Source organism: Colwellia sp. KS18-150, assembly GCF_057551365.1.
Window position 1 is genome coordinate 33,457 of record NZ_BAAJMC010000029.1, and the last position, 10,941, is coordinate 44,397.

Genomic DNA, 10,941 nt, shown 5'->3' on the forward strand with positions numbered 1-10,941 from the left:
ACCCCAGCAAAGACTGTTGAGAAGCCCAACGCCTTATTTCCATCTAGCCCTCATTTTTTCAATTTACCTCACACTTTACATAAATAATGTTATCATAAATCATGCAAAGTGGGGCTTAACTGGTTTTTCTATAAGGTTAATAAGCTCTAGTGGTTATCAAATGATGAATTCTTTCTGCTAAATCACTTCCTTTTATAGCCTTTGTTTGCATTATAGAGCCAGCTATAACTAAATCAATTTCAGGTAAATAGTAAGAAAAAGTGTTCCAAAAGCCGGTATGTCCCCAAGCGGTATTTGAACCAAATTTTTTGGAAAATAATCCCATACCATAATTCATTGTCAGTGCTTCTGGCCATATTTTTTGCATTGCGGCTAATGTATGCTCTTTTTCGAATACCTTACCTTGTAGCAAGGATCGTGTAAAAATGGCCATATCTTGTGCTGTAGCAATAAGCCCACCGCCACCGTACAAGTCCAATGAAGGATTCCAACTATATGTATCTATCTTATCTATATATTGATGTGCTCTCAAAATTGAGTAGTTATTATTTGGTTGAATTTTTTCATGATGAGTTCTTTGTAAACCTAACTCTTCGAATTTTAGATAACGATAAAAAGCATCATACATTTTTTGTTGAGAAACATGTTCTATTATAGCGCCTAGCAGAATATAGCCTGTGTCAGAGTACTGAAATAACTTACCTGGCTTCATAACTTCTAAATCATACTTATTGATTAAATTGACCTGCTCTTCAGGAGTCCAAACATACTGAGGGTTGTTATTAATAGACGCAAGGTATCGTTTATCCTTAGTATGATCAGGTAAACCTGCCATATGATTTAGCAAGTGTCTAATCGTTATACTTTCAATATGAGTTATCTTCTTGCTTAAAATAGAAATGTACTCAATTGGTAAGTACTCTTCAATCGAGTTATCAAGTTCGATCAACCTCTCCTCTACTAATCTTAAAATTGTAGCCGCCGTGTAAGTTTTAGTATTACTTGCAATCCTGAAGGCGTGATCATTAGTCAATTTATTATTAGACTTGAAGTCAGACATACCAATGGATTGGTTCCATTTATAGCACAATGATTTAGACTCCACATACAAGCTAATTCCAGGAATAAGATTATTTTCTTTGAGTGTTTTTGTTACTAAGGAGCTAATTTTTTTGTCTAGATTTGATACTTCCTGCCCAGTTAAGCAGTTCGCTAAGGAATATGTACTGTTTGAAACGAAAAATATGCAAAAAGTAATGAGTAATTTAATTTGCGCACGCATTTTAGCCGCTTTCCTATTAGTAAAAGGATATGATTATCACTATTAAATATACTTTCACATAATACGTACTATTAGTGGGTTAATTACGAATTGATTTGTATTAATTTGTATCGTTCTATGGCCTTCTAGTTTATTTAATAGTTATATTAGTATTTTCAATACTTTATTGATAAGTAAGAATATAAAACTTACCTTCCAATGAACTAACTTAGATATTTAGCTAAAGACTTTACAATGAATAACCTAATTATAATCATTTTCAATTTAGTCATTTTCAGTAATGTGCATGCCAAAAGCTCAATAAATTGGTTGGTTTGGGATCTCGCTCCTGAGTTTATTAAGGAGGGGCCATATAGAAATCAAGGGTATGCTGATGCGACCTTAAAGCTAATTCAAACAGCCCTTCCAGAACATAATCATAATACTCTTTGGGTGAACACAAATCGTTGGGGTATTGAACGAAACAAGGCAACGAGTTGTACTCCACACGTTTGGGGACATTTTAAGGATCAAATTTATTCAAAGCCTTATAGTTTAACAGAGCCATATGGAATCGTTATTCACAAAAGGTCGATAGCACAATTTGGTAAACTAGGAACTACTCTTTCCATTAAAAATCTACTTTCCAATAAACAACTATTATTAGGAATACTTCCTCTATACCCAAACGATAGTAAAGGTAGCCGCTACCCTGTTTTAGAACCATATTTAAGGCCGTATTTAGATAAAAAGAATGTATTAGAATTAAATGTAGGGAAAAATGAGTTAGATTTAATGTTACTCGAGTTAGGTAGAATAGATTATGCAGTAACATTTTCTAACAACGTAACTAGTCAAATAAAAGTTAATAAATTTAAGAACAATTTTGTTTATTACAAACTTGAAGAAAACCAGTTTTTTAAAAAAATTTATATCTCTTGTTCTAATGATAAATTAGGAAGAAAAATTATAGAGCAAGTCAACAAGATAATTGACGGAGACTTTATTCAATTTTCAATTGGACAAATTAGAAACTGGAGTGATAATAAAGAATTAATAAACATGCTAGAAAAGTACTACGTAAACAATGAAGATTCACAGTTAATAATCGAAGATTAACTAAAGCAATTGATATGTAATAGATAACTCTCTATCTATTTACGTAACATCCACAACCTTACTCATTAATAAAACTGCATCTATTTTGAAATTTCATTTCTGCTTCTATAAGTGCTGTTAAACTATCTATTCACAGATGGTTCACATCACTAGCACGTATGAGGTACCAATATTGTAAAAACCTAACTTTGCGTTTAAGCAAAATTAGGTTTCTACAATAATCAGAATAGACAATATAGCTATTGAGGTGTTGCTCTACGAATCAACAACCCAAAAACACCTAGAGCAAATAAAGCAAATGTTTGAGGTCCTGGTACGTCAACTGACTTTTCTACCAATGCAAAGCGACCAGCTAAATTACCAAGTTCATTATTTGATATATTGGCTTCTCTTGTAGTACCCTCTGTACTGATATCCATCATAGTTTGATTGTATTCAAAATGTTGTGTAAACACACCGACTGAAAGTTCACTATCTTCATATTGGTTATTAAAAAGTACACTATTATGATCAGCATTATAAGTTCTAACATTTCCCGTGAAGAATAAATTTGTTAGTACATCAAATTTTTCTTTTTTCATTACTTCTAGAGTAACATTTCCCTGAGTCGTCTTGTATATTATTCATAGCCGTTTCAGAACTGCCAAACCCCTTTAGATCAGCATTATTAATTAACCCAAAGAAATCCGCGGTTGAAGCAATTTCATACGATTGATACTTTCCACCAGCAGATGTAGCTTGTACTAATTCATTCCAAGTAAATGTATCAGCATAATCCCAATGTAACCATTCATATCCGGTGATTGAGTCAGTGATAACATTACTACTATCATCACGAGATTGAGATCCCGATTCTATTAATCCAGCATTTGCCATATTTAAAACGGCAGTGGTCACAAAAACACCACCCAAAAGCGAGCTATTTAAAAATTTAAATTTCGTTATTTTTCCATATAATTTAATAAGATGTTACTAACGCAGTCAGCAACCCGGTTGTTTCCAACGCGCATAGAAAACAAAGATATGCCTAACTGTTATTCCAGACAGTTACACGGCAATTTTTACATATTAATGTCTTTAATTGTATTGGTTTGTATCGCGCTAAAATACATTGATTATATACCTCAATGTAATCGACGATTCTAATGCAGCTTTGTTCACTTATAAGCCACTTTTAGCTAACTAAAGAACAAATTTAAATATCAATACAAAAAAGGCAAAGCGCCTGAAACACAAAGTATATTTTCTGTTTCTAAAGCACTTTATTTCAAATTATTATTGATACAAATCTGCGATATTATTTAACCTTTGTTGAATTTCATTTGCGTCATACCATTGACCTCGTGTTAGGACACCTAAATTGATCCGAATAGCCTCAATATTTTCCAAAGGATTTTCAGATAACAATACAAGATCGGCCTGTTTTCCTACTGCTATTGTTCCCCAGTGTGACTCCTGCCCAAGCATTTTGGCCGCATTGACAGTTGTTGTTTTAAGCGCTTGATAAGGGCTTAAACCAGCGTCAACCATATTTGCCAATTCATCATGTAATGAATATCCAACGAGCAATAACGGGTTCCCCACATCTGTCCCAGCAACAATATTTACGCCAGCGTCATTAAACGCTAGCGTGGCAGCGGCAACATTGTCATATTGCTGCTGTTGCTGTTGCTGTAAAGCGGTTAAATTTTTCAAATCTGAAATTAGTTCTTCAGTGGTAGCATTTGTTAGATCTTGCTGACAAAAATATCGTCTTTGTGGTGCTTTTAGAAATTGCGAAATGTCGCTCTCATTCAACGTGAAAGTATGGTATACATCTAAAGTTGGAAGAAAGCTGCTGTTTGGGAAGCCTAACATTTCTTCTGCTAATCCTTCAAATAGTTGAGGATCAATATTACGCCAACGATTGTATCCGAGCTTTTGTGGAATACCGCTAAAATGCTCAATACTTTGCAGCCCAGAAGCCAGTGCAATGTCAAGGCCAACAGCTTTTGGTACATGACCTGCCACGGGAAATGACAACTCATTAGCGGTGTCAATAATTGCATTATAGGTTTCTACGGATAGATTATTGTAGACTTTGGCAAAGTCATACCCTTCTTCAAACTGTTCTTTAACAGTTTGTATGCCTTCTTCAGGTGTATCTGCGATATCGCTATCAGGCCAACGCTCAGGAGTTGCGTCAATTATCGGGCCAGATGTAATAATTCTTGGCCCAAGAATACTCCCCTCATTTGCTTCTTTTCGTAACATTAAGTGCCCTTCTTGACCAAATAAATTACGAACAGTTGTTATGCCATTAGCTATATAAACGGGAAGTTGATCTCGACTTGCCTTATGAATATGCATGTCAGACAATCCAGGAATTAAGTACTTACCTTGACCATCTATTTTCTCAATTTTATCGTCTAATGGGGCATTAACACTTTCGCCAACCCAAACAATATTATCTCGCTCAGTGATTACTGTTTGGTGTTCCAAAACTCGATTTTCTTCCATATCAATTACATTAACGTCAACAAACGCTATTGCTCGGAGCTCATCTAATGGTGCAGGCTGAGCTAATTCGGCATCACAACTATTAAGCTGTGCCGCAAAATCTACGGTCGGAGTTGGTGTCGAAGTCGAGGGTAATGTTGGGGTGGGTTCAGTCTTATCTGCTGAACCTCCACATGCTGTAACACTTAATAATAAAATCGAATTAATTAGAAAGTGGGGATTATTCAATCTAAACATTTGTGCAAACCTTAATGGATAATTAAAATACATATCAACTATATAAAATACTAATGAACGTGTTTTTAATTTGGGAGCTGGAATTGTTCTGCCCTTTTAGTGAATTCGCAACCATCATTAATATCTCATAGTCAAAAATATTTCTATTCAGTACAAGTGAAAAAGTACATGTAAATATAAGCATGTACTTTTTAAAGTTAACTAATGATTAATTGCCCTTCATGATCGAATTTAGCCAGCCACTAAATGTGGATGTTCTGATGTAATATTCTTTCCATCCATATTGCCCTGTATGTTCAGGGACAGATTTCATATCACTAGGGTAGTCTCCACCAGAGCTAACGCCTAGAATTGAATATCCCTTGTCCGTTTCAATCAATGCTGGCCCACCGCTATCACCAGGACCGTTAACGCCTTCAAGCGGCAAAGATTTAGAAGAGCGAGGATCATCAAATTCAAAACTGAATCTATTAGCGTCAACATTAGTTACTTGATTCCAAGCCTTACGAAACTTACGATCGTTAACTGGTGATTTTTCATCAATACCTATATTTCCTGTACCGAAATCTCCCCAACCTAAAAGCAATATTTTCTTGCCCACTTCATATGTATATTTATATATAGCAAGAGGCGTTACATTGTTAACTGGTTGATCCAATTTGAGCAAAGCTATGTCATAATTGAAGTTGAGTTCTGTCGCTGGCTCGACACTAGTTATTTGAAATTGTTCATCTCTAGTCACATTAAAGCGACCAAATTTTTCATGTGAAATATAGTTTATTATTTGATTTTTTTTACCCGCTATAGTTACATAATGAGGGTTAGCTGAAATATTATCCTTATCTATTAGAATGGTACAATGTGCCGCTGTAATCGCCCATTGCGGGGCAATTAACGTTGCTACACAGTTTTTGGTATTTCCATCATCATGCACAGGAAAAATGGCTTTATATTGTTCATGATTAGCGATGTATTTTTCTTTTTCGACATCATGCCTAATTACCATGGCGTTAGAAATAAAACTTATACATGAGGTAATAATTACCCCAGCAGTTAGAGCTGAAATTTTTAACTTATTTTTGCTTCTAAGCATATTTAGACTTCCTAATTAATTTAAATCTATAGAAAACATAACCTCTTATTGACTTAAACTGGGTTAAGCAATATGTTCTTTTTTAGTTTATTTCTATAGTAGATAAGCCATAAAAATCGCAATATTAGAGTATGATTTCTATGGCTACGCCTTAAACTTATTTTGATAAACCAAAGCGGTATGCTGCTGCTGTCAATGAATAAAGGTATGAATCCATTTCTTCTTTACCTAATAGGTCATCTGTAGTATTCAGTTGAATAATAACGCCCGTTTGTGTGTAAGGGTTGTATTGAAAGATAGTATTGACGCCGACATCATTACCATCATGCCCAGTAAATGCCCCTTGTGTTCTCCAAAACACCCCTTGTACATTTGCATCAGAAGGAGCCTCCGTTTGTGATGAAATCATATGTTCTACAGCTTCTTCACTTAATACTCGAACGTCGCCAAGCTCTCCATCGTTAACTAGCATAAGCATAAATTGCGATAAGTCATGCGCAGAAGAATTCAAAGCGCCATCATAAATCGTTGGATAACTATAAGCAGGTACCTCAATCAATTCATCTTCTGCATCTAGTGCGTAGCCTTTACCTAAAGGATTATCAGAACCAAAAGACTCTCTGTTGAAGCTTGTATTAGACATATTAAGTGGTGTGAAAATATTACCTTGCATATATGCAGATAAATCAATACTTAAGTGCGACTCCACTGCAACGGCAGCTAAACCAGCACCTACATTACTATAGTTATAATTTTCCCCTGGAAGTTGTTCTTCCTGTACAAAGTTTTCAGGGTGGAATAGCCCACCATCTTCTGATAAATACTCGGCTAAGAACGTTCTATTATCCGTAGGAATGCCTACTGGGCATAACTCTTGACCAAATAATGTGTTATAAAATGAACTGCTATCACTTAACAAATAGTAGCTACAATCATAAATATCTGAATCATTGATTGTTGACGTATGTGTAACTAAGTGCCTTAAAGTAATCTCTTCACCTTGTAAATACGGGTTATCAACGTTAAAACCTAAGCCCATGCTGCTTAATGGTGTATCAAGCGAAAAGTCGACATGTTCCATTAGATGAGTGATAGCTGTTCCCAAAAACGCTTTAGTTGTTGAACCTAATGTAAATGGGGTATTTGCGGTTACGGGTATTTCATTTTCAACATCTGCGTACCCATAGCCATTTTCAAAAACTAATTCAGCATCTTTAATAACAGCAATAGAAATGCCGGCTATATTTTTCTGCTCTATGGCACCAACAAAGTATTCATTTAATGCAGTTTCGTTCAACGTTAAGCTAGCTGTAGCATCCATTTCGTTGACAATAAAATCAATCGCACTATCACTTCGATATAAAACATCAGTACTAGAATATAAAGGTACCTCTATATCAGGCTCAATTCCTGAAACCTCTAAAAGCTCTCCTTCAACGTTCAAGTATGCTTCGTTTGACATACTCAATTGCCAACCATTAGGCATACTTAACTCTAAAGCGTCTGATAACATGCCGTTAGTTGGTTGACCAACAAACGTAACATTGTCTAATTCGCTCATCATTAAAGTAAACACTTCAGCACCACTATGCGTAGCTTGTCCTGCAAGTAAAAATACAGGATTAGAATATGCACTTTCAACCGAAGGTAATACTATGTCTTTTGCGTCAGTTGTTACTGTATTATTTCGTTTGTACTTGCTACCGACAATACGTTCTTGGTCATTAAAGTATTTTGCGATTTCCTGGGCTAAAAGGTCAAATCCACCATTGTTGTACCTCACATCGACAATAATTGCTGATGTCCCTGCTAAATCAGATAATACTTGAGGCATTACACGGTTAACAAAATCGATATCATCTTGAGTAGACCATGTACCATCTTCAACTTTAGCCTGTTCTAACTGTATAAGTTGATTGATACGTAAATAACCGATGCCGCTGGGTAATAGACCCCACAAGAAGTGCTCATTGGTATCATTATCAAGGTAAAGTGCATCAAGATGAGACTTAGTCATTGTCTGTTGTATCGCAGACAATTGCGCTCGTGCAGCCCAATGGTCATCACTATTAACAAACGGCGAGCGATATATTTCTTCATCAAGCCCAGTATATTTAATGCCATTGAAGACTAAAGCATCATCAGTTTCTAAGCTAGCATGACCATCAGTAAACTGCTTTCCAAGCTCTGCTAAAACGGCATTAAGCTCTTCATTAGTACTCGAATCATTAAGCTGCGCTCGATAAGTGTCATACACCGCTTGCCAATCCAGTCCTCTTTCTTCAAAAAAACCATAGTAATCATTAAAGGCATGCCAAAAATAATCAAAATTATCCAAAGCACTGCTGGTTTCATCAAGTAGATTCGTCTGGCAACTTTCAGGTAATGTACTTTCCTTATCTAAAACAATAGGGTTAATTGCAAAACCATTAACACTTATTTGAGTACCGTCGTCAGATGCAGAAAGTGCTGGCGCTAAATCGTTGAGATCTAATGTATCTGCAACCACACAACCAAAATTATTAAAGTGATATTCTGACACTTCTGTCTCATTGATGTTATAAACAGTACCACTACCAATGTCGTGCCATATACCTTGAAACTCTGCAAATTGAGTTGATGTTGGGGGCGGTGTTGGTGTTGGTGTTGGTGTCGAGTTTCCTGAACTACTACCGCCACAAGCGCTAAGTCCAATGGTCATGGCTGTAACTATTGCTAACTTAATAGCATTTAATTTAAACATTATAAAAAACCTTATCTTAGTTTGTCTGTCTACAATTACTGTAAATTAATAAATTGTATTGGTTTGTATGGATTTGCATAATTCATGTAATGCTTAGTTTCGCCAATGTATTAAATTCAAACCTTTAACTACGAAAGCAATACTTTGCAGGGTAAACTAGTAGGTATAAAGCTCCCCCCATAACTCGGTGTTAACCTCATAAATAAAAGAAAGCTCTTCATTATTTGGGGGCTCAAATAACTGTTCTGTAAAACTAATCATTTCTAAAGAAACAGGAAACTCAAATGTTTTACTTTTATCTTCGTTTCTTTTAATTACTCGTTTTATTCTTTTATCTAAAGGAGCCGTTATAAAATAAAAATTACTGCGCACATTATTATCTTCGCATAATTTTTTATATTTTTTTCTATCACGTACACGTTGTAAGCCAATATCGAAAACGACATTTGTACCTGTATTCATAATTTCTATGGCAATAGACCATATAACATCTTCACACCTTGATAACCGTTCAAAAGTCCAAGATATCTCTGGCATACCGTTCATATCTTTGAAATAAAGCTTTCTAAACCACTCATCGAGTGAAAACCGCACTGCTCGTTGCTCTCTTGCCAATTCAATTGATAAAGTACTTTTACCTGCACCAATAGGGCCCGTTATGAAGTACGCACATCCTTTTTTCATAAATTACTTTCCAAGATTTAGATTTAATTATTGATGGAAGGTATGACATACTCATTCATAAGCCTATCCATGGTTTCAAATATGAAATAACTGTTGTATCTATGACCTGTAAACACTGTTACCATTTCCAGCTCTGGGCAAACGATAATGAACTGCCCCCCGTTACCAATTGCCGAATAAGTCGCAATGTCCTTTTCGTTATGTCGAAATGAATGAGTCCACCATTGAAAACCATAACCATTCATGGTGGGATCATTAATAGGAACAGCATGCTTTTGTGTTGATAGTGCTACCCAATATTTAGGTACGATTTGTTGACCATTCCATACTCCTTCCTGAAGATATAGCTGGCCAAATTTCGCCATATCTCTTGCAGAAAGCCATAAACCATACCCTGTGTTGGCGCGTTTTTTTGGGGTTTTCATCCAAAGCTTTACTTCGATGTCTAGAGGAGTGAATAGATGAATATCGGCGAAATCCTCAACGGACATACTATTTGCTTTTATAAGAATGTCGCCTAGCACAATCGATGCTCCTGACGAGTACTCAAACCTTGTACCAGGTTCTAATTGCATAGGAAGATCAAGAAAAGTTTTGACATAATCCTTTGATTTCATAATTTTCTTCATTGTTTTACCCTCATCGAATGAGAAGCCATGTTGCATCGTCAATAGATTCTCAATTGATACATCTTGCTTATATTGGTCAAGTGCATTTACATCGTATTCTGTAAAATAATTTAGAATTTTTTCATCTGTCGAATGAATTGCTTTTTCTTCCAATGCAATGCCAATAAGTGCTGAGGTAATACTTTTGGTGACTGAAGCCATGTAGTGTTGATTTAATTCTTTATTCCCATAATCCTTATCTACTGAATCAAGCTTTGTACGAAACTGCTCATCCAAAATCAATTTCCCATTTTTTACAATGGAAACAGAATCAATTTTATAATTGCGGTGACTGCGGATGTCATCTAGTAATAACTCAAGCTTCTTTGTATCGATTCCTTCGTCAGAAGCATTCGCTGTCTGCCAACCATCATTCATTGTTACAGGAACTTGGTAAACTGAAGGAGTAACATCAATTATTTTTTTACCCTCTTTTGCACCTCCTCCACAGCCACTAATTAATATCAAAGCCCAAAAAAAGGAAAAATTTGTACAAGAAAACATTTTGTACAAAGACATCAATCTCCCTAAATTAGTTTTAATATTTATCATTTGTCTGTCGCCTTCAAAAAATCATTTAGTTAATTAGTTAATTAGTTAATTAGTTAATTAGTTAATTAGTTAATTAGTTAATTAG

Annotated in this window: 9 protein-coding genes; 1 reads left to right on the plus strand and 8 read right to left on the minus strand. The window is 35.3% G+C overall.

Features of this window, described 5'->3' with window-relative positions:
* Window positions 1-136: 136 nt before the first annotated feature.
* Window positions 137-1,282 (minus strand): serine hydrolase domain-containing protein, encoded by a 1,146-nt coding sequence (locus AC27IF_RS19130; RefSeq protein WP_487055953.1) that lies wholly within the window; start codon window positions 1,280-1,282, stop codon window positions 137-139.
* A gap of 234 nt (window positions 1,283-1,516) precedes the next feature.
* Here AC27IF_RS19130 and AC27IF_RS19135 point away from each other — a divergent pair, with 234 nt between their 5' ends.
* Window positions 1,517-2,380: a hypothetical protein gene (locus AC27IF_RS19135; protein ID WP_487055954.1), complete on the plus strand. Its 864-nt coding sequence runs from the start codon at window positions 1,517-1,519 to the stop codon at window positions 2,378-2,380.
* Window positions 2,381-2,619: 239 nt separating this feature from the next.
* Here AC27IF_RS19135 and AC27IF_RS19140 read toward each other — a convergent pair whose 3' ends face one another.
* The 7 genes from AC27IF_RS19140 to AC27IF_RS19170 all read right to left on the minus strand — a co-directional run bounded on the left by AC27IF_RS19140 (window position 2,620) and on the right by AC27IF_RS19170 (window position 10,856).
* The gene (locus AC27IF_RS19140) at window positions 2,620-2,961 is read right to left on the minus strand and encodes a PEP-CTERM sorting domain-containing protein (protein ID WP_487055955.1); all 342 of its coding nucleotides are present in this window, start codon (window positions 2,959-2,961) and stop codon (window positions 2,620-2,622) included.
* On the minus strand, window positions 2,942-3,277 hold the full coding sequence (locus AC27IF_RS19145; RefSeq protein WP_487055956.1) for a hypothetical protein: 336 nt from the start codon (window positions 3,275-3,277) through the stop codon (window positions 2,942-2,944). Before AC27IF_RS19145 ends, AC27IF_RS19140 begins: the two co-directional genes overlap by 20 nt.
* Before the next feature lie 378 nt (window positions 3,278-3,655).
* A complete protein-coding gene (locus AC27IF_RS19150) occupies window positions 3,656-5,116 on the minus strand; it encodes an amidohydrolase family protein (protein ID WP_487055957.1) in 1,461 nt (486 codons plus the stop codon).
* A 208-nt stretch (window positions 5,117-5,324) separates the two neighbouring features.
* Window positions 5,325-6,209, minus strand: a complete 885-nt coding sequence (locus tag AC27IF_RS19155) for a S1 family peptidase (RefSeq protein ID WP_487055958.1) — start codon at window positions 6,207-6,209, stop codon at window positions 5,325-5,327.
* A 157-nt stretch (window positions 6,210-6,366) separates the two neighbouring features.
* The gene (locus AC27IF_RS19160) at window positions 6,367-8,952 is read right to left on the minus strand and encodes a serine hydrolase (RefSeq protein ID WP_487055959.1); all 2,586 of its coding nucleotides are present in this window, start codon (window positions 8,950-8,952) and stop codon (window positions 6,367-6,369) included.
* A gap of 156 nt (window positions 8,953-9,108) precedes the next feature.
* On the minus strand, window positions 9,109-9,636 hold the full coding sequence (locus tag AC27IF_RS19165) for a P-loop nucleotide/nucleoside kinase family protein (protein ID WP_487055960.1): 528 nt from the start codon (window positions 9,634-9,636) through the stop codon (window positions 9,109-9,111).
* Window positions 9,637-9,659: 23 nt separating this feature from the next.
* Entirely contained in the window at window positions 9,660-10,856 is a 1,197-nt protein-coding gene (locus tag AC27IF_RS19170) for a serine hydrolase domain-containing protein (RefSeq protein WP_487055961.1), read from the minus strand.
* Between the last annotated feature and the right edge of the window lie 85 nt (window positions 10,857-10,941).